The sequence below is a fragment of the Mesorhizobium sp. B1-1-6 genome, from assembly GCF_006443035.1.
In the GTDB taxonomy this organism is placed as follows: Bacteria; Pseudomonadota; Alphaproteobacteria; order Rhizobiales; family Rhizobiaceae; genus Mesorhizobium.
This window is the reverse complement of sequence record NZ_VFWR01000020.1, coordinates 15377-37071: the sequence shown is the minus strand read 5'-3', so window position 1 is coordinate 37071 and position 21695 is coordinate 15377. Positions and strand designations below refer to the sequence as shown.

The window sequence follows — 21695 nt, the reverse complement described above, 5'->3', positions numbered from 1 at the left end:
CAATCAGGGCTGTTTCTTCTTCTCGCCGGGTTCCACCGGCAGTCCGGCCGCCTTCCAGGCGGTGTAGCCGCCAAGGATATGCTTGACCGGCGACAGCCCCATGTCCTGCGCGGTCTTGGTGGCGAGCGCCGAACGCCAGCCGCCGGCGCAGAAGAAGACGAAGCTCTTTCCCGAAGCGAAGAACGGCTTGTGGTAAGGGCTCTCGGGATCGATCCAGAATTCCAGCATGCCACGGGTGACATGTTTGGCGCCGGGAATCCTGCCGTCGCGTTCAATCTCGCGAGGATCTCGCAGGTCGACAAAGATGGTGCCTTCGTCCTCGATCAGGGCTGCCGCTTCCTCGGGCGAAAGCACTTCGATCTCGGCATTCGCCTCATCCAGCAGTTCGCGATAACCCTTTTTCACCGTCCGATCCTCCCGGCCCGTTTAGACTGGCGCTCCGTCCGTTCGGATTTCGAGCACAACGCCCGGCGTTTGTCATCCCGCGTCGGTACCGGCTATCATCTTCCAGGCGGCCATTGCCCCCTCCACGGTTGCCAACAGGGCCGCATGCGAAGCACCGTCGCGCGCCTGGATCGACATGCCGTGTTGAACCGTCGCGAAAAAGGTCGCGGCGGCTTCGCAGTCGAAACTCCTCGGCAATTCGCCCACGGCCATGCGCCGAGGTCTGACGACGCCCCTGGGCTTCGACGGCCGGAGCGGATTGTGTCCGCTCCGGCCGTCACGATGTTGTGAAACCGTTCTGCCACAGCCGCCCCAAAATTTATGAAAGCTTAACGAAATCGGTATGAATCGGTATAGTCGCGTCTTACATCCGCCATGCGGTGGGCAAGACGCACGAGCGTGCGGAACGGAGCCGGTTGCGGCTGGAGCGGGTGACCATGAAATTGCCGGGAAACAAAGCTACCGCGTTGCCGCTTGCAGCGCTCGTGGCGACGCTGGCCCTGGGAACGCCGCAAGCAGGCGCGCAGGGGCTTTTCGACATGCTTTTCGGCGGCGGCGTAAGGCACGAGCCGCGAGGTGAGTTTCCTCCTCCGCCACCAAGGCGCAAGCCGAACCCCAACGTATCCGCCGGCGGTGGTGGCGGCGGCAGCGTGAAGATCAGCAGCCCTTCCTACTACACCTACAAAGCCGACAAGCTCGTGCGCGTCGACTTCTCGGCGCTTACGGCAGCGCCGCAGCCGGCGACGCCGCAGGACGCCGCCTTCGTGCCCTCAGCCACCGGCAACGCCTTTCGCGAGGCAATCGCCGGACTGAGCGACTACGAGCTCTATGCGGAGCCGGATATCGCCAAGGCGCTGATCGCCTATTATTCGGCCAATCCGGATTTCATCTGGGTGACCGGAGCCAACGCCAACAGCCGCGCACAGGACGCGGTGCGGGTGCTTGGCGAGGCGGCGAGCTACGGCCTGGCACCGTCCGACTACACGGTCGACGTGCCGACCGCCGCTGCGTCGACTGGTGACGCCGCTGCACGTTTGAAGGAGTTCGTGCGCTTCGAAATGGCGCTGTCGGCTCGCGTGCTTCGCTATGTCCATGATGCCCAAAGCGGCCGCGTCGAACCCAACCGCATGACCGGCTACTATGATTTCCCCGCCAAGCCGCTCGACATGGAAGGCGTTTTGAAGACGCTGGCGCACACCCAGGAAGTGCGCACCTATCTCGAATCGCGGCATCCGCAGAACCCGGAGTACCAGGCGCTGCGCGTCGAGCTGGAGTCGCTGCAAGCGAGCGCCGAAAACGAGATCGTCGTCGATCCCAAGCTGTTGCTGAAGCCGGGCGAAACCAGTCCCGAGCTTCCCAAGCTGCTGAGCCTGATCGCGCGCAATCTCGACGACGAGATGGGCGGCGCCTACGGCGAAGTGCTGTCGCGGCTCGCCACCAGCGACGTCTACCTCCCTGAGCTGGTCCCGGTCATCAAGGCGGTGCAGCAAAAGGCAGGCATGAAGGGCGACGGCGTCATCGGACCGCGCACCGTCGCGTCGCTGGCCGGAACGTCCAAGGCCGACCGGCTGCTCAAGGTACAGGTGGCGCTGGAAGAACTGCGCTGGCTGCCATCCGACCTCGGCAGCCCGCGTGTGTTCATCAACCAGCCGGCCTTCACGGCGAGCTACATCGACAATGGCGAGGAAAAGCTGAAAACCCGTGCGGTCATCGGCAGGACCACCAACCAGACCGCCTTCTTCTACGACCAGATCAAGCAGGTCGACTTCCATCCCTATTGGGGGGTGCCGCAGTCGATCATCGTCAACGAAATGCTGCCGAGATTGCGCAGCGATCCGGGTTATCTCGACCGGGCCGGCTATGAGGTGACCGATTCGCGCGGCAAGCGCATTCCGTCCTCGGCGGTCAACTGGGGCGGCTATGGCGCGAACATCCCCTACAGCGTGCGCCAACTCCCGAGCGAGGCCAATGCGCTGGGCGAATTGAAGATCCTGTTCCCCAACAAGCACGCCATCTACATGCACGACACGCCGCAGAAGTCGTTCTTCCAGCGCGATATGCGTGCGCTCAGCCACGGCTGCGTGCGGTTGCAGGACCCGCGCGGCATGGCGGCTGCGGTGCTGGGCACGTCGGTCGACTACATCGCCGAGAAGCTGAAGCACGGGCACGCGACCGAGAATGTGACGCGCACGATTCCGGTCTATGTCGCCTATTTCACCGCATGGCCCGACATGTCCGGCAAGGTCGAATACTTCAACGACGTCTACGACCGGGACACGCGGTTGAAGCAAGCCCTGGACGCTACCGAAGCAGCACGCTCGCCGTCGAGCTGAGAATTCAGCGGGCCGAGAGCGGTCGCCGGAAACCGGCGTCGCGCCCTGCGATCAGCCAGTAGACAAGCCCGGCGACCAGGCCTGCAGCGGCGATGATGCCGATGTCGGCCCAGCGCTCCGGGGCCATGTCCTCGAGCGCGCTCGGCCAGATCAGGGCAAAGCCGCCGACCGCCGCCGCCCCGCCGAAGAGCATGTGGAGCCAGAAGCCGCGCAACGAGAAGCATTCGGCGATCAATGCGAACACCAATGTCTGCACCCCGGTCAGCACGATCGTCAGGAAATAGATGAACATGCCGACCGGCGGCACCACCAGCGCCGCGATCGGCGAGACGCCCATGAGGTCGAAATACCGGGGCGCATTGGGTAGGGAGCTCAGCACGGCATAGATCGCGACAACGGCGATCAGACCGACCAGCGCGGCGACGAGATAGCCGGCAAGCACCATCAAGATACGTTTCAACACATGCCTGGCCGTCGCCATGCATACCCCCCGTGAAGCTCCGCTGTAATCAGCCATCAAAGGTGCATTGGCGCAAGGGCGGGCTTACGCCGCAGGCTCGGCATTTTCAGATGGGAACCGGTGATCACCGCGGGAGGGATCGTAGAACGGGTTGCCCGCCCCGCAAGTTTCTCCTGACGAAGCTATCTGGGCTCGGCCGTCACCGGATCATAGGTGATTTCGACCTTCGCCTTGTCGGCGGTGTAGTAGGTGACGGTATAGGCGCCATCATCCCAGTCGACCTCCTGGACATAGCGGAAGCCATCGCGCTGCTCGACCTTGGCGATGATGTCAGACAATTTCTTGGCATTGGGCGGCGGCAGCGGTTTTTCGTCGGCCGCCAGAACCGGGCCGGAGCCGAGAAGAACGGCGACGCTTGTCGCCACGAGAAATCTGGTCATGGTTTTCCCTCAAGTTTCGACAGGGGGAAACTCAGTGATGGGGAGGTTTGTTCCCCAGGCGGGATGGATGGCCAGGCTATGCATCGGCTTTGTGACTGCCCTCGAGCAATTCCCGATTTTCTTGCAATCAACCCCGCCGGCTTTGTCCCGGCGCTACAAGACGGCGAGATGATCATGGTCGAATCGATCGCGATTCTCGAATACCTGCTCGCCCGCACGGGCCGAGCCCGCTCGCCGTCGCCCCACATGATCCGGCTTTCGTCGCCTACCTGCAATCTTTCGGAGGGCTTCTCAACCCCCACGCGTCAGGCTGACCGCTTAAGCTCTGCCACCTGCACACCCAGCCGGAACGCCTGACCGTCGGCGTATGAGCGCGCATAACTTTCGGCTGAGAATGGGACGGTGGTGGTGACGCCATTGACGGTCACGCGAACCGACCACGACTTTTCCCTGACGATTTCAACGGCGTGTTCTGCCATGTTCTCCCCCGAGAATCTGACGTTGAGGAAGCTACCATAGCGTCGCCCAACTGATTTGCATACAAACAAACCGACAGATGGTGACGGAAACCCAAAATCAATAAGGGCGAGGCGCCAAGCTGTTTGGCCTACGCGCCAGTAGCTTTTTTGGACAAAGTGGAGGGGCCTAGTCATCCAACAAATCAGTTTAGTTGGATGGTGGGCGATGCAGGGATTGAACCTGCGACCCCACCCGTGTGAAGGGTGTGCTCTCCCGCTGAGCTAATCGCCCGCTCGTTGCCCGAAGGCCAAGCGAGCCGCGATATAAGGGAGGGCGGTGCGGGAAGTCAAGGCGGTGTCCGGCGTTCTCACAGGGGCAATCGCTTCAGGTTTCGTCATACTCTTTCAAGCGCCGGCGCCGCCCCTCACCTGCCTGCCGGCATCCTCTCCCCGTATAGACGGGGAGAGGGGGCTGTGTCGCCGTTTTCGCCAATTTTTAACGTTGCAATGGAGGCGCCAGCGTTCCGGCCAGACCCTTCTCCCCGTCTCTGTGCGGGGAGAAATGCCCGGCAGGGCGATGAGGGGCGGCGCCGACTTCGATCATTAGAGGCATCCGCCGCAAACAGGAAACTGTCATTGAACCTGTCCCGGCCGCCCGCTATCCGTTCAATGTTGCGCCGCGGCGATCAGCCGCTCAGCCAGGTCCAGCGTCAGCGCGTCGAAATGCGAGATTACCGCCGAGGGCTCGAATTCGCGCACGTGGCGGTCGGTGTAGCCGAAGTCGACGGCCACCACTGGGATGCCGGCGGCTTTCGCGGTGTCGATGTCGGTCTGCGAATCGCCGACCATCAAAGCTCGGTGCGGGTCGCCGCCGGCGCGCTTGATGGTTTCGGTGAGGTGACGCGGGTCGGGTTTGCGGAAGGCGAAGGTATCCTGTCCGGCAATCGCCGCGAAGTGTTTGGTCAGGCCGAGCGCCTCGATCAGCGCCAGCGAGTTGGCCTCGTATTTGTTGGTGCAGACGGCCAGGAGATAGCCTGCCTTCTCGAAGCGGGCGATCGCCTCGAGGACGCCGGGGTAGGGGCGGGACTTGCCGGGAATGTTGAGGGTGTAGTGGTCGAGGAACAGTTTCAGCAGCCGGTCGTGTTCGGCGACATCGAGCGACCGCTGCTGCGCGGCGTGCGCCCGCTCGATCATGACGCGGCCGCCATGGCCGACGAAGCGCCTGAAGCCGGCTTCGTCGACGGCCGCGAGCGCGCTGGCGGCAAGGCTGTGGTTAAGGCTGTCGAGCAGGTCCGGCGCTGTGTCGATCAGCGTACCGTCGAGGTCAAACACGATGATCGGGCGGGTCATGATCCATCCTGGGTAGTTTATGCAATGGGCAGGCGATAAAGGCTGCGGCGCGTCAAGGCAAGCGCCGGGCAGGCTCGTTCAGGCAAGCAAGCTCCCCGGACCGGGCATTCGCGACGAACCGCCAGCCATGAAAAAACCCGCCAGTGCGGCGGGTCCCGGCGCAAATCTGCACCATAGGCAAATATGTAGCATAACTGCCTTCACCCAGTCAATGGCATATAAGAAAAAATTCCTATTAACGTTGCCCGCGCATCGCTCGCTGACCGCGCGGGCACACCATTGACGGGAGGCCGACCGTCATCAACCTACGCCGCTGCAAGGGCTTTGACCGGACCGGCAAAAATGGTAGGAGCCGCAAACACCAGGTTCCGGGGCGGTAAAAGCGGCATGGATGCAAGACAGTTGAAGGTCGAAGCCGCGCGGGCGGCCCTTGCCCATGTCACCGACGGCATGCGGCTCGGCATCGGCACCGGCACCACCGCCGACGAGTTCGTGCGGCTGCTTGCCGACAAGGTGGCCACCGGCCTGACCATCATCGGCGTGCCGACGTCCGAGCGCACCGCCTCGCTGTGCCGCGAGCTTGGGGTGCCGCTGTCGACACTGGAGGACACGCCGGAACTCGATCTCACTGTGGACGGCGCCGACGAAGTCGACCCCGCACTAACGCTGATCAAGGGCGGCGGCGGCGCATTGCTGCGCGAGAAGATCGTCGCGGCGGCTTCCGCTCGCATGATCGTCATCGCCGATCGCTCCAAGATGGTCGAGACGCTCGGCCGTTTTCCATTGCCCATCGAGGTCAACCCGTTCGGCCTGCGCGCAACCGAAATCGCGATCGGGAAGGCGGCTGCAAGGCTCGGCCTTTCCGGTCCGGTTACATTGAGGATGACGGGCGGCCAGGCTTTTGTTACAGACGGCGGCCACTTTATCCTCGATGCATCTTTTGGCCGCATTCCGGATACAAGAGCGCTATCGAATGCTCTCCACGCCATTCCCGGTGTGGTCGAGCACGGTCTTTTCATCGGGCTGGCGTCAGCGGCCATCATCGCCGGGGGCGATGGCATCCAAACCGTCCATGCCGCCTGAAAAACAGGGAGTTCTATCGACCATGATGTTGCATAACCGGGTTCGCCGCTTGACCGTCCTTCTGGCGGCATCGGCCGTCTTCGCCTTCTCTTCGCCGGCGTTCTCGCAGGACGTCACGGAAGCACACCTGAAGGCGGCGCGCGCCGCGGTCACCGCGATCCATGCGACCGACCCGTTCGACAACATCCTGCCGCAGGCCGCCGCCGCCCTCGAATCGCAGCTCATCCAAAAGAACCCCGACATGCAGGAGCTGATCGCCAAGACGATCAGCGAGAAGGCGCTGGCGCTTGCCTCGCGCCGGGCCGACCTGGAGAAGGAAGCGGCCCTTGCCTATGCGAAGGTGTTTTCCGAACAGGAACTCAACGACATCGCGACCTTCTACAATTCGGACTCCGGCAAGAAGCTCCTCGAGAGCGGCCCGGCCGTGACGCGCGACCTGGTGAAGGCCGCCGATATCTGGCAGAACGGGCTTGCTCGTGACCTCGCCCAGCAGGTCGGTGAAACGCTGGCCGCGGCGGCCAAGGCGAAAGCGCCGGCAGCGCCTGCTAATGCGGCCGCGCCCGCCGATGGCGCCGCGCCTGCCGATGGATCGGCCCCTGCCGACGACACGCAGAACTGATCCTGCCATTCCAAACGGCCCTGCGGCCATCTGTGAAGCCCGGCTCGTCCGGGCTTTTCTTTTGATGGTTTGCGGCCTACCTGTCACTCACATTTTCCGAAGCTCAAGGAGCCGCGCAATGGCCGGTTACGACTACGATCTTTTCGTTATCGGCGGCGGTTCGGGCGGGGTGAGGGCGGCGCGCGTCGCCGCAGCGCTCGGCAAGCGCGTCGGCATCGCCGAGGAATATCGCTTCGGCGGCACCTGCGTCATCAGAGGCTGCGTACCGAAGAAGCTCTATGTCTATGCTTCGCAATTTCCCGAGCATTTCGCCGATGCCGCCGGCTATGGCTGGACGGTGCCGGAAGCCAGTTTCGACTGGCCCACGCTGGTCGCCAACAAGGACCGCGAGATCAGCCGTCTGGAGGCGATCTACAAGAGGAACGTCGAGGGCGCCGGCGGCGAGGCCTTTCACACGCGCGCCATGATCGTCGACCCGCATGTGGTGCATCTTCTGGACGAGGACCGTACCGTCACCGCCGACCAGATCCTGATCGCCACCGGCGGCCGTCCGGCGCCGCACCCGGCATTGCCCGGCCACGAACACTGCATCTTCTCCAACGAGGCCTTCGACCTCAAGCAGTTGCCCAAGTCGATCATGATCGAAGGCGGCGGCTATATCGCGGTCGAATTCGCCAACATCTTCCATGGCCTGGGCGTCGACACCACGCTGGTCTATCGCGGCAAGGAGATCCTCAGCCGCTTCGATATGGACCTGCGGCGCATGCTGCACGAAACGATGGAGAAGAAGGGGATCAAGATCCTTTGCCATGCCGTCTCGGAATGGATCCGCAAACGGCCGGACGGCCGGCTCGACGCGTTGCTCACCGGCGGCCAGACGCTGACGGTCGACCAGGTGATGCTCGCCATCGGCCGCATCCCCAACACCGAGAATATGGGACTGGAAGGCATCGGCATCGAGATGACCGCGACCGGCGCGATCCAGGTCGACGCGTACTCCCGCACCAACATCGAAAACATCTGGGCGATCGGCGACGTCACCAATCGCGTGCAACTGACGCCGGTGGCGATCCACGAGGCGATGTGCTTCGTCGAGACCGCCTTCAAGGGCAACCCGACCGCGCCCGACCACGACACGATCGCCACCGCCGTGTTCTCGCAGCCGGAGATCGGCACGGTCGGCCTGTCGGAAGACGAGGCGGTCAAGCGCTTCCCCGACATCGAGATCTATCGCGCGGCATTCCGTCCGATGCGGCACACCTTGTCCGGCCGCGACGAAAAAATGCTGATGAAGCTGGTGGTCGATGGCGCGTCTAAGAAGGTACTCGGCGCGCACATATTGGGGCCGGATGCCGGCGAGATGGCGCAGCTTCTCGCCATTCCGCTGAAGGCCGGGCTGGTCAAGGATGATTTCGACCGCACCATGGCCGTGCATCCGACGGCCGCGGAAGAGCTTGTGACCATGTACAAGCCGACTTACCGAGTGAAGGATGGCGAGCGCGTAGACTGACGGACAAACGCGCCGCGGCAAGGTGCTTGCCGCGACGCAGCTAGGAGAGCTGCTACAGCAACGTGCCGCGCAGGATCACCTGCGCCACCGAGAAATAGATGACAAGCCCGGTGACATCGACCAGCGTGGCGACAAATGGCGCCGACGCGCTGGCCGGGTCGAAGCCGATGCGTTTCAAGGCGAACGGCAACATCGAGCCCGACAGCGAGCCGAAGGTGACGATGCCGACCAATGCCGCTCCGACCGTCGCGGCGATCAACGGCCAGTGCGGGCCGTAGTCGTAGAAGTCGAAATACTGCCAGAGCGCGATGCGGCAGATGCCGACGACGCCGAGTATCGCCCCGAGCAGGAGGCCGGTGGGCAATTCGCGCAACGCCACCCGCCACCAGTCGCGCAGGCCGATCTCGCGCAACGCCAGCGCGCGTATGACCAGCGAGGTCGCCTGCGAGCCGGAATTGCCGCCGGAACTCATGATCAGCGGAATGAAGAGCGTCAGCACGATCGCTTTTTCCAGCTCGCTCTCGTAGCTCTGCATCGCGTTGGCCGTCAGCATCTCGCTGATGAACAGCGCGCACAGCCAGCCGGCGCGCTTCTGGATCATGGCGAGGAAGCTCATCTTCATGTAGGGCTCGTCGAGAGCCTCCATGCCGCCGAAGCGATGCACGTCCTCCGTCGTCTCCTCGATCATCGTGTCGATGATGTCGTCGATGGTGACGATGCCGAGGATCTTGCCGTGATCGACGACGGGAACGGCGAGCAGATCGTATTTGGAAATCGTCTGCGCCAGGGTTTCGCGATCGGTCAAAGGCGTGACGGTCACCGGCACGCGGTCCGGCGCCACCGACAGGATCGAATCGTCAGGCTCGCCGGTGATGAGCCGGCGCAGACCGGTCGAGCGCATGAGCAGATGCGTCTGGGGATCGACGATGTAGATGGCGTAGACGGTTTCGCGCGTCCGCTCGACCTTGCGGATGTAGTCGAGCGTGCGGCCGACGGTCCAGTCCGAGGGCACGCTGACGAACTCCGTCGTCATGATCGAAGCGGCACTGCCTTCGGGGTAACCGAGAATCGAGAGCAGGGTTGCGCGCAGCGGCGGCGCCAGCACGCCGAGCAGCTCGGAACGGGCGGGTTCGTCAAGATCGCGCAGGATGTCGGCAGCGCGATCGACCGACATGGCGGTAAGCAGCTTGCCCGCCTTGGCGCGAGGCAAGGCCTCCGCCAGCTCTGGCGCGCCCTCGAGCTCCGGCTGGTCGAAGATATCGACCAGCCGTTCGAACGGCACTTCGCAAAGCAGCTCGGTCGCCGTTTCGCGCGACACGCGGTTGAGCGCTTCGACCACGTCTGCGACATGGTCGTTTGCAAGGACGCGGGCGATGGCGACGGCCTCGTCGTCCGCTACGGGGGAAAAATCGTTCATGGTTCACTCCTTGCCGTCCGGCAAGACGTGAACCGTCGAGGTCACGTCAGGGCGGACGGCGGTTGCGTTCGACTGTGACTGTCGCCAGGCATGGCGCGGTGACCTTTCCGCTCGCGGGTTCGAGTTTGATGTCTGCGAGCGGGCGCAACATAGGAGCTCGCCTTGCCCTGTCAATCGAGGTGATCGAGGAAAATGCGGGCAACATGCCCCAGTCGCGAGACTGTGATCGCTGAAGCGTATCGCGCCGAAACGGTAAAATGGCTGGACGGCCTATGCCGCGGCGAGTCCGGCTACTTCTGCTTCAGCCGGCGCGGAAAACGCAGCCATTTGTCGTCGACCGGCCTTGGCACCGGCCCTGGCTGTGCGAGAATGGTGGTGAGCTCGGGAGGCAGGCTCGGCACCAGCGGCTTCTTGGTGGCGACGCCGTCCGCGATCGCGACGATCGAGTGGTAGAACTCGGCGCCGGTGACCGATCGCGGCGCCACCGCTTCATGCATGACGCTGATCACCGTTACATCCGGGCAGTTGTCCTTGATCGCCTGGTGGAAGGCAACCTTGCCCTCCGGATCGAGTGCGCCGGTCGCCTCGTCCAGGAATAGCAGCCCGGGTTGATGGAGCACGATGCGGGCCACCACCAGCTTCTGTTTCTGACCGCCGGACAGGACCTGATCCCAGCTTTTGCCTTCGCGGCTTTCGTCGCCCATATTCTCGATGAAGTCGCCCAGACCCGCCTTGTGCAGCGCGGACGCGACCTGCGCGTCGCCATGGTCGTGCTCGGAGCCCGGCAGGCAGACCAGCTGCTTCAGGGTCACCTGCTGCAGCTTGACCTCCTGGGCTGCATAGAAACTCTTCACCCCTTCGGGGAAGACGATGGTGCCGCGGCCGTAGGGCCACAGGCCGTTGATGGCCTTGATCAGCGAGGTCTTGCCGCAGCCGGATTCGCCTTTCAGGAAGGTCCATTCGCCGCGCCGGAAGCGCAGGTTCGCCGCTACGAGGAAAGGCGTTGCGTCCTCGCCCTGATGCGCCAGTTCAAGCTTCTGGATGGTCAAGCCAAAAACCGGGTTCTGGCTGGCGTAGCGGAAGTCGGAACGGCCGCTCTGGCTGTAGAATTCCTGGGGGTGCTGAACGTTCTCGATCGCATTGGCCAACTCGGTGACACGCTGGCTGTTGGCGCGCAGGGTGGCGATGGCGGGCATGACATGGATGAACCACGAACATTGGCCGATCAGCGAATTGACCAGTTCGGAGCCGGTTATGTAGCCCTTCAGGTCGAAGCCGTTGTGGATGAACGGCACAAGGCCCGGTCCATAGGCGACAATGCGGGCGCCGATGAAATTGTAGATCAGCTCGAACGACATGTAGACGGTGTTGACGATGTTGAGCCGCGTCCATGTGCCGTCAATATCGCCATAGAGGCGGCCATGCATGGTCCTCTGCACGCCTTCGCCGCGCGAGGCCGCGACATGGAAGCTGCGGCGCAGGAATGTCGTCAGCTCGCCACGGTAACTGCCTTCGGCCTGCTGCATCCTGACATTGAGACGCTCGAGCATGCCACCGAGCTTTACCGCGATCCAAGTGTTGAGCGGCACATAGATGGCGACGGCAAGGAGGGCGAGGATGGCGCTGCCATAGCTGCCGAGGAATTCGAGCCCCTTTACCTCGACGGAGGTCTCGAGCAGCTTCTGGCCGACGAAATAGAGCGAGGTGGCGACACCCAGCACACCCATGGCCAGCCCGATGGCGCCGCCCGTCATGTCCTTGATCGATTCCTGGACGCGCTGATCGATGTTGTCGGGGGCCGGCGCGCCATTGCCGGTCGAGGCATGCTGGGCGTGGAAATGGGTGTGGTTGCCGTCCAGCAGCGCCTCGTTGAAACGGCTGTCGAGCCAACCGCGCCATTTGCGGTGCAAGGTTGCCGAGACAAGATTGCGGATGCCCGTGAAGCCGGCGTCCTTGAGCACGACCAGCAGCACCAAAATACCGGCATTGGCCAAAAGCGTCTGGAGAGGGGTGGTGTTGGCGGCGTCGTGGAAGAAGGCGATCGAGTTGACCAGTTCTCCGGATGCTTCTGCGAACCAGACGCCGGCCTTGCTGGACAGAGCGGTGAGCAGCGCGATCACCAGCGTCAGCGTCCAGGCCTCCTTCCACCGGTCCGAGACCCAGTAGGCCCGCATCAGGCCCCAGAAGCTGCGCATCGAGGAAACCGGGGTCAGAAGCGACCGCCTTGCGGCATCGCTGTGTAGTCCATCTGTTCCTGACAGTTGCGGTGGTCTGTCGACCCGAATCACAATCCCGCCCAAACCTTTTTTGTATTGTTACGGATGGTAACACCAATTGATCATTTTCCATTAATTTTTATAGGGGGCAGCGGGATTGAGGTGGATGCCGTGGCTGCAGGGCAACAGGTTGGGCTTCCCGAGCGTCGCGCCAAAGCCGACGAAAAGCCGGTTTAAGCTAGTGATGTCAGGTAATTACGCGGCATCAGAGCGCGACGTTTCTACCTTCCCCTAGGGAAGGCGTTCGCACGAATTTGTGACCCGCTTGGCCTGCCCGGCAAGCCGGCTTTTCATTGCAGGCTAATCAAATTCCGGAAAACACGTCGCCCTCGACGCCTCATTCCTCGCCGGCATGTCCACGCCGGAGGTCCGGAAATGACCTGAGACGCTGGGCAAGCCATCGATCGACCGGACCGGCGGCGTCAGGGCAGGCCGCGACGCCGGCAAAGCCAACGATCGCGGATCCCACCGGGGCCAGGCGTTGCCTCACGCCCGGGGAGGGCTGCTTGAAAATCCTGCGTTGAAGATCGGGTTCAGTCGACTTTTTCCAGTTCGCCACGCGCCTTGGCGGCGGCTACCTGGCGGATGGCGTCGGCGAGCGTGTCGACGTCCTGCGCGCCCATCACCGCATATTTGCCCTCCAGCAGGAAACATGGCACGCCTGATATGCCCATGCGCGACGCGGTGGCGATCTCGGTGCGAACCGCCTCGACATCGGCATCGGTCGGCAACAGCGTCTCGACAACGGATGCGTCCATTCCGGTCTCGCGCGCCGCCTCGACCAGCACGGCGTGATCGCCGATGTTGGCGCCCTCCTCGAAATTCAGCTGGAACAGGCGGCGCACCAGCCGGTTCTGCACGTCCTCGCCGGCCGCACCGGCCCAGCGGATGACGCGATGGGCATCAAGCGTGTTGGGCGCGACCTCGATGGCGCCGAAAGCGAAGGAAATGCCTTCGACTTCGCCGAGCGGCTCGATACGGGCGTGGATCTGGCGAATGTGTTCGTCGCTGCCGAATTTGGCCAGCATGTACTCGCGGCGATCCTTGCCTTCCGGCGGAATGGTCGGGTCAAGCTGGAACGGCCGCCAGCGTATATGCACATCCACCTCGCCGGCGGCGGCGACTGCCTTGTCCAGCCGCTTCTGGCCGATGAAGCACCATGGGCACACGACGTCGGACACCACGTCTATGGTGATCGCATTCGCTTGGCTCATCTCGATCTCCTGAACGTCTTGGGTGCCGTGCACTTCACGGAGAACCCGGCTTCCACTCCTCGGGCCCATGCTCAGTTCGGCTTTCGCCACCAGGTCGGCAACTGGTAACCGAATATGGGCGTCTTTCGCGGATGGTCCAGATAATTCCAGTAAGAGATCCATTGCTGCGTGTTGTGCTGCATCGGCACCATGTAGTTGCCGGAGATCAGCAACCGGTCGAGAACGCGCACGGCGGCGATGTATTCCTCCTTGGTGCGGGCGCGCAACATGGCCTCGATCGCAGCGTCCACCGCGGGATCGGCGACGCCGGCGAGGTTGAACGAACCTTCAGCCTTGGCGGCGGAGGATGACCAACGCCCGATCTGCTCGATGCCGGGCGAGAGCGAATTGTTGAAGCCGCTCGAGCCGATCAGCACCTCGAAATCGAAACGCTGCTTGCGCGACTGGATCTGGTCGCCGTCGAGGCTGCGGATGGAGACATCGATGCCGATCTTTTCCAGCGTGCGCTGGTAGATGCCGGCGAGACGCTCCTCGTCCTGCGAGGCCGTCAGGATCTCGAAGCCGAAGGGCTTGCCCTCGGGGTCGAGCATCGTGCCGCCCTGCAGGTGGTAGCCGATGCTTTTCAGGAGATCGAAAGCCGCCTTCAGCACCTTGCGGTCCTGGCCCGAGCCATCCGTCACCGGCGGCCGCCAGGTTCCGTCCATGACGTCGGCCGGCACGCGGCCGGGGTAGGGCGCCAGCAACGCCTTTTCCCTGTCGTCGGCCGGATGGCCGAGCGCGGAAAGCTCGGAATTCTGCCAGTAGCTCATCGTTCGCGCGTATTTGCCGCCAAACAGGTTCTTGTTGGCCCATTCGAAGTCGTAGAGCATGCCGAGCGCCCGACGCACCACGGGGTTCGAGAATTTCGGCAGCCTCGTGTTGAACAGGAAACCGGTCACGACGGGTGGAATACCGGTGTCGAAAGTTTCGGCAACCACCTCTCCCCTATGGAAAGCGGGAAAATCCAGATCGCGTTCGCGCTTCACCGGATCGCTGTCGTCGTCGATGGCGCAAAGGCCTTTCTTGAACGCCTCGAGCTTGGCATTGGCGTTGAGGAAATATTCGATGGTGATCTGGTCGTAATTGTCGAAGCCGCGCTTGGCCGGAATATCCTTGCCCCAATAGTCCGGGTTGCGCTTGAAAACGATGCGCTGGCCGGGCGTCACCTGTGCGATCCTGTAGGGGCCGCTGCCGATCAACGGCTTCAGCGTCGTCCTGTCGAAAGTCTCGATGTCGAAGGCGTGCTTGGGGATGATCGGCGTCAGCGCGATGATCAGCGGAAATTCGCGATCGGCCTTGTCGTTGAAGGTGAACCGCACGCTGTGGTCGCCGGTCTTCTCAAGCTTGGCAATCCTGGCCATGCGGTCGCTGTAGGGCGGACGGCCTTTCTGCGTATAGGCATCGTAGGTGAACAGCACGTCCTCCGGCGTCACCGGCTGGCCGTCCGACCATTTGGCATTCGGGTTGAGATGGAATTCGATGCTCTTGCGCTCGGAATCCATGTCGGCCGACTCGGCAAGCAAGCCATAGAGCGTGAAGGCCTCGTCGGCATTGCGCTGCATCAGCGGCTCGAAGACCAGATTGCCGAAGATCGTGTCCATCATGCCGCGCGCCGTGGTGCGCAGGCTCTTCAGGATGAAGGGGTTGAGATTGTCGAAACTGCCGACGACGCAATAGGTAATGCTGCCGCCCTTCGGCGCGTCGGGATTGACGTAGTCGAAATGCGCATAGTCGGGCGGCAGGGCCGGCTCACCCTGCATGGCAATTGCATATCTGGGTTCCGACGCCGCCGGCAGGGGCGAAAGGGCGAAAAATGATGTCGCGGTGATCAGCCAAACGAGAACGCGGCCCATGACCGTCTCCTTACCGGGTCGGCTTGATGATTCGGTGCGCACACTAGCATGGGGCACCGCCAATGTTCGTTGCCAAGAATCGCAGATTGCGGGCTGGATTCGGCACCGCTTGCAGTGTAACACGCCGTCCGAAGTCATTCTGTTGCCTCATTTCGGCAACAGGTAGCTGGACCACACGGCGCGAAGAAGCGGGTCCCCGGGATCATTTGAGAGGAAGTGCACGACATGACGAGCCTGAACAGCAATGCGTACCGCCTGTCGGTCATGGCCGCTGGCGTGATCGGCTTTCTGGGCGCGGCAATTCCCGTTGCTTCCGCACAGCAGCAACAACAGATCCCGCAGGGCTGGTTCAAGGCTTGCACAAAGCAGGAAGACGTCGACATCTGCAACGTGCAGAACATCACCACCGCCGGCAACGGCCAGTTGGTCACCGGCGTGAGCCTGATCGAGCTGAAAGGCAAGGTGAACCGCAAGGTCTTCCAGGTGACGGTTCCGACCGGTCGTCTGGTTGGTGCCGGCATTGGCCTCCAGATCGATACCGGCAAAACGCAGAAGCTTGAATATGTGGTCTGCTTCCCCGACCGCTGCGTGGCGGAAGTGCCGCTGACCGACCAGCTCGTCGCCTCCTTCAAGAAGGGCCAGGCGCTCACCTTGACCTCGATCAATTTCCAGAACCAGCCCAATCCGATCAAGGTCGCGCTGCAGGGCTTCAGCGGCGCCTATGACGGCCCGCCGCTGCAGCAGTCGGACATCGAGGACCGGCAGAAGAAGCTCCAGGATTTCGTCGCCAAGAACAACCAGGACTTCGCCAAGAAGCTCAAGGAAGAGCAGGACAAGGCGAAGACCGCGAACTGATCGGTTCGGGCATTCTCAAAGCCACAAAAAAGCGGGGTCATGCCCCGCTTTTTTGCTTCTGCACCTGACTCACTGATCAGTGCCTGAGGTGATCAATGCCTGGACTGCCGTTTCGGTTCGTAGCGTCCGTCCGGCTTTTTGTCGAACATTTCCTTGATCTGCGGGTGGCGGACCGGTTCTCCCGATTGGTCCTCGAGCAGATTCTGCTCGGACACATAGGCGATGTACTCGGTTTCCGAATTCTCGGCGAGCAGATGGTAGAACGGCTGGTCCTTGCGCGGGCGCACGTCGACGGGGATCGCCTCGTACCATTCCTCCGTATTGGCGAATTGCGGATCGACATCGAAAATGATGCCCCGGAACGGAAACAGCCGATGGCGAACCACCTGTCCGATCGCGAATTTGGCTGTTCTCATCGTACTCACCACTGAATTCCTTAGCTTTATTTGGCGCAGACTCCGAATCAATTCAATCCCGAAGCTTTGAGCGTCCTCAAGCTGCGTGTGATACGGAGCAAAGATTGTGGGCGAGTTGCCGGCCATCGATGCCTGCCGGCAGCAAATGTGTTCGCAAGCTCACTGCTGGCGCGCTTGCTTTCCCAAGCCACCGCCAAGCGCCGCAAACCCGCTGCCGGGACGGAGCCCTTCGCGCATGAAGAAAGCGCGAAGCGGTGCAAAACCACCAAGCACGCCGAGCCCGGCACCGCGCGCCATCTGCGCCGGCAGCAGGTCGGAAAGCAGCGACATGTTCAGTAGATTGACCGCGCTGCTGCGCGCCAGAATATCGGGCCGGCGCTTGAAGTCATAGATGGCGAGGGCTTTCGCGGCCCCTGGGTCTTCATAATTTTCATTCGCGATTCCAATAAGATCGTCGATATCCCTGATGCCAAGATTGAGCCCTTGCGCGCCGATCGGCGGAAATACGTGGGCGGCTTCGCCGACAAGCGCCACCCGGTCGCGCGCAAAACGCAGCGGCGTCGCCGTTGCAAGCGGATAGACCTGCCGGCCTGGCTCGACCGTCACCCGGCCCAGCATGGACTGCATCCGCTGTTCGACCCGCAGCGACAACGTCGCATCGTCCAGCGCGGCAAGTTCCGTGGCGGTTTCCGGCTTGACCACCCAGACCAGGCTCGAGCGGTTGCCGGGCAGCGGAACCTGCGTGAACGGACCGGTTTCGGTATGGAACTCGGTCGAGGTGAAGGCATGATCGCGGCCGTGGGAGAAGTTGAGCACCAGCGCTGCCTGGGGATAAGTCCGGGCGGCGGTCGAGATGCCCGCCGCCTGGCGCGCCGGCGACAGGCGTCCGTCGGCGGCAACCGCCAGGGATGCTTCGATCACGCTGCCGTCGGCAAGGGCCGCGCGAGCCTTATCGGCGCCGAGATGCCAGACATCGACCATGGATGTCAGCCACGCGATCCCGGAATGCGCGGCAACCCTGCCGGCGAGCGCGGGAATGAGGACGCTATTGGGCAGGTTGAGCCCGAACTGATCCTCGTCGATCTCGCTGGCGCGGAAGGTGACGACCGGACTGCGGATCAACCGGTTGGTCGCGTCGACGATGCGCATCACCTTGAGGGGCGCGGCCTGCGGCTTGATGTCGGCGAGGACGCCCAGCCGCTCAAGCACCTTCAAGGCAGGGTTCATCAGTGCCGTCGTGCGGCCATCGCGGGCGGATGCCTCCGGCCCGACGAGCGTCACCGGAAAGCCGGCATCGGCGAAACCGAGCGCGGCGATCAGCCCTGCCGGCCCCGTGCCGGCGATGAGTATCCGTGCTGTTTTCTGATGCTCCAAGATCGACTTCCGGCTTGCGATGCGGGGCAGCGCACGCGCCCCGCCACTCGATGAGCATATAGGTCAGGTCATACGGCTTGATCAACGGGGCGATTCGGCCCATTCGAAGGTCATGACCGGCCGCCAGGACGACTTCAGCCATCTCGACAGCGCAGGCCGTGCGACGGCCGATATCGCACGCAACCCGCGTTTGACGGTGAACCTCGTTGTCGGCGCCGGCATCCTGCTTGCCTGGCTGTCCCTGGCCGCAATGGCGGTCCGCGCCGCGGAGGGACGCGCCGCGGGTATCGGCGCGCCCGGCGACGCCTTGTTGAAAACCCTGCCGCAGCTGCCGTTGCCCGATTCGCTGGCCCGGTTCTTCGCCCTCTGCCTCTCGGCCGCGCCCCTGGACGGAGATATCGGCCCGCGCGCCGGTGCGCTGACGGCAATGTGGTTCCTGATGGCGACCGCGACGATGCTGGCCTCGGCGGCGCCGATGATCCGAACCTATTGCGAGATCGCCGATACGGCCAGGATCAGGCATGAGCCGGTCGTCCATCCGCTGGTGCTGGTCGCCGGCTATCTCTCGACATGGCTGGCCGCGTCGGCTGGGTTTGCGGCGCTGACGCTCGCCATCGATGCGTTCGCCTCGTCAGGCCAGATGTTCGATCCGGTTCTGGGCATTGCCGGCGCTGTCGCCTTGCTGGTCGCCGGCCTCTACCAGTTCAGTGGCCTGAAGGAGGCCTGCCTGAAGAAATGCAGGAACCCCTTCGCGATTCTGTTTTCCAACTGGAGCGCGCGGCCTGCAGCCATTTTCCGGCTCGGCGTCGCGCAAGGCATCTGGTGCCTTGGCTGTTGCTGGGCACTGATGCTGGTGATGTTCGCCGTGGGCGTGATGAACGTCTTCTGGATGGCGCTGATCGGCCTGTTCACCCTGATCGAAAAACAAGCCGCGAGCAGGCTTCCAACCCGGCTGGCCGGTGCGATACTGCTTGTCTGGGCAGCCGCGCTGCTAGTAGTCTCGCTATGAGTGGGGGAAACTCGATGACGGATCCGAGCTGGGCAATGAAGGGGGAGCTCGTACTCTCCTGCAATTGCACGGTTTTTTGCCCTTGCGTGCTGTCGCTGGGCAGCCATCCTCCGACCGAAGGCTATTGCCAGACCTGGGCGGGTTTCCGTATCGATGCCGGTCATTTCGGAGAGGTCGACCTGTCAGGCCTCAATCTCGGGCTGATCATGGAAATTCCCGGCTATATGAGCCGCGGCAACTGGACCGCCGGCCTGTTCATCGACGTCAGAGCCTCGATCTACGCCGTCAAGGCGTTGACGAAGATCTTCACCGGCAAGGCGGGCGGGACGACGTCGCTGCTTTCGATCCTCGTCGGCAAATTCCTCGGTGTCGAACAAGTGCCGATTACCTATGAGACACGCGACAAGACGCGTATCTTCCAGATACCGAAGATCATCGATGGGGCGGTCACGCCAATTGCCGGCAAGGACCGCGACAAGGACACGGTGATCAGCAATTCCGAATATTGGATCGCGCCGGAGATCATCGTGGCCAAGTCCGACAAGAGCAAGATGCGAGCCTTTGGTCGCAACTGGAATTTCGGCGGCCGTTCAGCCGAAATCTGCAAGCTGGACTGGCAGGGCCCGTGAGCAAGAACACAACGGCCAGGAAAGCCGCCAAGAAAATCGCCGACCGGATTCCGCGGCCGAAGAAGAAAGTCACCTGGCCGCAGGCGCGCGCCTTTTCGGTGCATCTCCTGACCGCCTCGGGTTCGTTCCTGGCCTTCCTGTCGCTGGTGGCGGCGAGCGAGGAGCGCTGGACGGCCATGTTCTGGTGGCTGGGGCTGGCGCTGTTCGTCGACGGCATAGACGGGCCGATCGCGCGCAAGCTCGAGGTCAAGGAAATCCTGCCAACATGGTCGGGAGAGCTCCTCGACAACATCATCGACTATGTCACCTATGTGCTGATCCCGGCCTTCGCGCTCTATCAGCGCGGCTTCATGGGCGAGGGCCTGTCGTTCCTGTCGGCGGCCATCATCGTGGTGTCCAGCGCGATCTACTATGCAGACACCGGCATGAAGACGAAGGAGAATTTCTTCAAGGGATTCCCCGTTGTCTGGAACATGGTGGTGTTCACGCTCTTCGTCATCGAGCCGGGACAATGGGTCTCGTTCGCGGTGGTCGTGGTGGCGGGCATCCTGACATTCGTTCCGATCAACTTCATCCATCCGGTTAGGGTGGTGCGGCTGCGGCGCATCAATCTCGCAATGACTCTTTTGTGGTGCGCTTTCGGCGCGCTTGCGCTTGCGCAAGCGGCACTCGCCGCCTTCTATGACCAGATCGGCGTGCTGGGCGCGCAGGTCAGCACCTTCATAAAGATTGGCATTACCGTTACCGGGCTCTATCTCGCCTGTATCGGCGGCATCATGCAGTTCTTTCCAAATCTCGGTGCCAAAAAAGCCTGATCGGCAAATTTCTCAAGGAAGCCCACCATGCCCAAAGCAGTCCGCATCCACGCCCATGGCGGTCCGGAAGTCCTGACCTATGAGGACACCGATCCCGGCCAACCGGGATCAGGGCAGATCCTGGTCAGGCACACGGCAATCGGCCTCAATTTCATCGACGTCTATCATCGCTCCGGTCTCTATCCGCCGCCCGGCGGGTTTCCGCTTATTCCCGGCAGCGAGGCCGCCGGTTTGGTCCTGACTGTGGGCGAGGGCGTTGACTGGCTGAAGCCCGGCGACCGGATCGCCTATGCCGTCACCACAGGCGCCTATGCGCAGGAGCGCGTCATCGATGCCAGCAAGGTCGTCAAGGTGCCGGACGGCATCAGCGACGAGCAGGCGGCAGCAATGATGCTGAAAGGCATGACCGCCGAATATCTCTTGCGCCGGACCTTCAAGGTCAAGGCAGGCGACACCATCCTGTTCCATGCGGCAGCCGGCGGCGTCGGGCTCATTCTCGGCCAATGGGCGAAGCATCTGGGCGCGACCGTCATCGGCACGGCAAGTTCGAGCGACAAGATCGAACTCGCAAAGGCACACGGGTTCGACCATGTCATCAACTACAAGGAGCAGGATTTCGTTGCCGGCGTCGCGGCCATCACCGGCGGCAAAAAATGCGACGTCGTCTACGACTCCGTCGGCAACGACACATTCCCGGCCTCGCTCGACTGCCTGAAGCCGCTCGGCATGTTCGTCAGCTTCGGCCAGTCGTCGGGACCGATCCCGCCATTCTCGATGTCGCTGCTGGCGCAGAAAGGCTCCTTGTTCGCTACAAGGCCGACGTTGTTCGTCTACAATGCAAAACGCGAGGATCTGGACGCCTCGGCCGCGGCCTTGTTCGAAGTCGTGCTTAGCGGCGCCGTCGAGATCAAGATCAACCAGCGTTATGCACTCAAGGACGCGGGCAAAGCCCATGCGGATCTTGAAGGCCGCCGGACCACGGGCACGACCATACTGGTTCCCTGACGGGAACTGCCCTGGTTTTGAGCTCTCTGCCGCAGGTGCGGGCACGGTTTGCGCGAAAAGGCGGCCCGCCGCGTGGTTGCGCGAAGAAGACTGATC

At 62.7% G+C, this 21695-nt stretch carries 20 protein-coding genes, 1 tRNA gene and 2 pseudogenes; 10 read left to right on the top strand and 13 right to left on the bottom strand.

Translation table 11 applies throughout. The annotated features are described in order from the left end of the window. Positions 1–3: 3 nt before the first annotated feature. Entirely contained in the window at positions 4–405 is a 402-nt protein-coding gene (locus tag FJ979_RS28965) for a rhodanese-like domain-containing protein (RefSeq protein ID WP_140548470.1), read from the bottom strand. A 72-nt stretch (positions 406–477) separates the two neighbouring features. Further along, positions 478–657 (bottom strand): annotated as a pseudogene (locus FJ979_RS28960) (TetR/AcrR family transcriptional regulator); the annotation flags it as partial. A gap of 224 nt (positions 658–881) precedes the next feature. Between FJ979_RS28960 and FJ979_RS28955 the strand changes: the two are divergent. After that, positions 882–2777, top strand: a complete 1896-nt coding sequence (locus tag FJ979_RS28955) for a murein L,D-transpeptidase (protein ID WP_140584421.1) — start codon at positions 882–884, stop codon at positions 2775–2777. Positions 2778–2781: 4 nt separating this feature from the next. Here the strand turns inward: FJ979_RS28955 and FJ979_RS28950 are convergent, their stop codons facing one another. Beyond that, positions 2782–3258: a hypothetical protein gene (locus FJ979_RS28950; RefSeq protein ID WP_140584420.1), complete on the bottom strand. Its 477-nt coding sequence runs from the start codon at positions 3256–3258 to the stop codon at positions 2782–2784. Between the two features lie 161 nt (positions 3259–3419). Beyond that, complete coding sequence (locus FJ979_RS28945; protein WP_140515390.1) at positions 3420–3677, bottom strand: PepSY domain-containing protein; 258 nt, start codon at positions 3675–3677, stop codon at positions 3420–3422. 114 nt (positions 3678–3791) lie between these two features. Between FJ979_RS28945 and FJ979_RS28940 the strand changes: the two are divergent. Then, a pseudogene (locus FJ979_RS28940) lies at positions 3792–3952 on the top strand (glutathione S-transferase N-terminal domain-containing protein); the annotation flags it as partial. A gap of 30 nt (positions 3953–3982) precedes the next feature. Here the strand turns inward: FJ979_RS28940 and FJ979_RS32715 are convergent. The 3 genes from FJ979_RS32715 to FJ979_RS28930 form a co-directional block, all read right to left on the bottom strand. After that, a complete protein-coding gene (locus FJ979_RS32715; RefSeq protein WP_181165341.1) occupies positions 3983–4156 on the bottom strand; it encodes a hypothetical protein in 174 nt (57 codons plus the stop codon). A 196-nt stretch (positions 4157–4352) separates the two neighbouring features. Beyond that, positions 4353–4427: transfer RNA gene (locus FJ979_RS28935), tRNA-Val, on the bottom strand. 374 nt (positions 4428–4801) lie between these two features. After that, positions 4802–5485 carry a phosphoglycolate phosphatase gene (locus FJ979_RS28930; protein ID WP_140498617.1) on the bottom strand — a complete coding sequence of 228 codons (684 nt, stop codon included), beginning with the start codon at positions 5483–5485 and terminating at the stop codon, positions 4802–4804. Between the two features lie 387 nt (positions 5486–5872). Between FJ979_RS28930 and rpiA the strand changes: the two genes are divergently transcribed. From rpiA to gor, 3 genes are all read left to right on the top strand, one after another. After that, positions 5873–6568, top strand: a complete 696-nt coding sequence (rpiA, locus tag FJ979_RS28925; RefSeq protein WP_140515391.1) for a ribose-5-phosphate isomerase RpiA — start codon at positions 5873–5875, stop codon at positions 6566–6568. A gap of 22 nt (positions 6569–6590) precedes the next feature. Beyond that, positions 6591–7187 (top strand): DUF2059 domain-containing protein, encoded by a 597-nt coding sequence (locus FJ979_RS28920; protein ID WP_140584419.1) that lies wholly within the window; start codon positions 6591–6593, stop codon positions 7185–7187. Between the two features lie 118 nt (positions 7188–7305). Beyond that, positions 7306–8697: a glutathione-disulfide reductase gene (gene gor, locus FJ979_RS28915; RefSeq protein WP_140584418.1), complete on the top strand. Its 1392-nt coding sequence runs from the start codon at positions 7306–7308 to the stop codon at positions 8695–8697. A 52-nt stretch (positions 8698–8749) separates the two neighbouring features. Here the strand turns inward: gor and mgtE are convergent, their stop codons facing one another. The 4 genes from mgtE to FJ979_RS28895 all read right to left on the bottom strand — a co-directional run bounded on the left by mgtE (position 8750) and on the right by FJ979_RS28895 (position 15496). Continuing rightward, entirely contained in the window at positions 8750–10114 is a 1365-nt protein-coding gene (mgtE, locus tag FJ979_RS28910) for a magnesium transporter (RefSeq protein ID WP_140584417.1), read from the bottom strand. 290 nt (positions 10115–10404) lie between these two features. Beyond that, complete coding sequence (locus tag FJ979_RS28905) at positions 10405–12309, bottom strand: ABC transporter ATP-binding protein/permease (RefSeq protein WP_181168624.1); 1905 nt, start codon at positions 12307–12309, stop codon at positions 10405–10407. Between the two features lie 614 nt (positions 12310–12923). After that, positions 12924–13604, bottom strand: coding sequence for a DsbA family protein (locus FJ979_RS28900; protein ID WP_140584416.1), 681 nt, complete (start codon positions 13602–13604; stop codon positions 12924–12926). Positions 13605–13675: 71 nt separating this feature from the next. Beyond that, a complete protein-coding gene (locus FJ979_RS28895) occupies positions 13676–15496 on the bottom strand; it encodes an extracellular solute-binding protein (RefSeq protein ID WP_140584415.1) in 1821 nt (606 codons plus the stop codon). Positions 15497–15721: 225 nt separating this feature from the next. On the opposite strand from FJ979_RS28895, the gene FJ979_RS28890 reads away from it, so the two are divergent. After that, positions 15722–16351 (top strand): invasion associated locus B family protein, encoded by a 630-nt coding sequence (locus FJ979_RS28890; RefSeq protein ID WP_140498608.1) that lies wholly within the window; start codon positions 15722–15724, stop codon positions 16349–16351. 92 nt (positions 16352–16443) lie between these two features. Here FJ979_RS28890 and hspQ read toward each other — a convergent pair whose 3' ends face one another. Beyond that, positions 16444–16767, bottom strand: coding sequence for a heat shock protein HspQ (gene hspQ, locus FJ979_RS28885; RefSeq protein WP_181165343.1), 324 nt, complete (start codon positions 16765–16767; stop codon positions 16444–16446). 159 nt (positions 16768–16926) lie between these two features. After that, positions 16927–18141: a UbiH/UbiF family hydroxylase gene (locus FJ979_RS28880; protein ID WP_140584414.1), complete on the bottom strand. Its 1215-nt coding sequence runs from the start codon at positions 18139–18141 to the stop codon at positions 16927–16929. A gap of 112 nt (positions 18142–18253) precedes the next feature. Between FJ979_RS28880 and FJ979_RS28875 the strand changes: the two genes are divergently transcribed. Genes FJ979_RS28875 through FJ979_RS28860 form a run of 4 tightly spaced genes read left to right on the top strand, consistent with a single transcriptional unit; the run spans position 18254 to position 21599 of the window. Continuing rightward, positions 18254–19150 (top strand): DUF2182 domain-containing protein, encoded by an 897-nt coding sequence (locus FJ979_RS28875; RefSeq protein ID WP_181168623.1) that lies wholly within the window; start codon positions 18254–18256, stop codon positions 19148–19150. A 14-nt stretch (positions 19151–19164) separates the two neighbouring features. Then, entirely contained in the window at positions 19165–19779 is a 615-nt protein-coding gene (locus FJ979_RS28870) for a DUF1326 domain-containing protein (protein WP_140515399.1), read from the top strand. Continuing rightward, positions 19776–20594, top strand: a complete 819-nt coding sequence (gene pcsA, locus FJ979_RS28865; RefSeq protein ID WP_140498605.1) for a phosphatidylcholine synthase — start codon at positions 19776–19778, stop codon at positions 20592–20594. Before FJ979_RS28870 ends, pcsA begins: the two co-directional genes overlap by 4 nt. A gap of 27 nt (positions 20595–20621) precedes the next feature. Next, positions 20622–21599 carry a quinone oxidoreductase gene (locus FJ979_RS28860; RefSeq protein WP_140557210.1) on the top strand — a complete coding sequence of 326 codons (978 nt, stop codon included), beginning with the start codon at positions 20622–20624 and terminating at the stop codon, positions 21597–21599. Positions 21600–21695: the final 96 nt, after the last annotated feature.

Bases quoted from the DNA above. Each gene is read 5' to 3' on its own strand.
- FJ979_RS28955 (WP_140584421.1), top strand. From the start codon at position 882: ATGAAATTGCCGGGAAACAAAGCTACCGCGTTGCCGCTTGCAGCGCTC.
- FJ979_RS28950 (WP_140584420.1), bottom strand. From the start codon at position 3,258: ATGGCGACGGCCAGGCATGTGTTGAAACGTATCTTGATGGTGCTTGCC.
- FJ979_RS28945 (WP_140515390.1), bottom strand. From the start codon at position 3,677: ATGACCAGATTTCTCGTGGCGACAAGCGTCGCCGTTCTTCTCGGCTCC.
- FJ979_RS32715 (WP_181165341.1), bottom strand. From the start codon at position 4,156: ATGGCAGAACACGCCGTTGAAATCGTCAGGGAAAAGTCGTGGTCGGTT.
- FJ979_RS28930 (WP_140498617.1), bottom strand. From the start codon at position 5,485: ATGACCCGCCCGATCATCGTGTTTGACCTCGACGGTACGCTGATCGAC.
- rpiA (WP_140515391.1), top strand. From the start codon at position 5,873: ATGGATGCAAGACAGTTGAAGGTCGAAGCCGCGCGGGCGGCCCTTGCC.
- FJ979_RS28920 (WP_140584419.1), top strand. From the start codon at position 6,591: ATGATGTTGCATAACCGGGTTCGCCGCTTGACCGTCCTTCTGGCGGCA.
- gor (WP_140584418.1), top strand. From the start codon at position 7,306: ATGGCCGGTTACGACTACGATCTTTTCGTTATCGGCGGCGGTTCGGGC.
- mgtE (WP_140584417.1), bottom strand. From the start codon at position 10,114: ATGAACGATTTTTCCCCCGTAGCGGACGACGAGGCCGTCGCCATCGCC.
- FJ979_RS28905 (WP_181168624.1), bottom strand. From the start codon at position 12,309: ATGCGCAGCTTCTGGGGCCTGATGCGGGCCTACTGGGTCTCGGACCGG.
- FJ979_RS28900 (WP_140584416.1), bottom strand. From the start codon at position 13,604: ATGAGCCAAGCGAATGCGATCACCATAGACGTGGTGTCCGACGTCGTG.
- FJ979_RS28895 (WP_140584415.1), bottom strand. From the start codon at position 15,496: ATGGGCCGCGTTCTCGTTTGGCTGATCACCGCGACATCATTTTTCGCC.
- FJ979_RS28890 (WP_140498608.1), top strand. From the start codon at position 15,722: ATGACGAGCCTGAACAGCAATGCGTACCGCCTGTCGGTCATGGCCGCT.
- hspQ (WP_181165343.1), bottom strand. From the start codon at position 16,767: ATGAGAACAGCCAAATTCGCGATCGGACAGGTGGTTCGCCATCGGCTG.
- FJ979_RS28875 (WP_181168623.1), top strand. From the start codon at position 18,254: ATGACCGGCCGCCAGGACGACTTCAGCCATCTCGACAGCGCAGGCCGT.
- FJ979_RS28870 (WP_140515399.1), top strand. From the start codon at position 19,165: ATGACGGATCCGAGCTGGGCAATGAAGGGGGAGCTCGTACTCTCCTGC.
- FJ979_RS28860 (WP_140557210.1), top strand. From the start codon at position 20,622: ATGCCCAAAGCAGTCCGCATCCACGCCCATGGCGGTCCGGAAGTCCTG.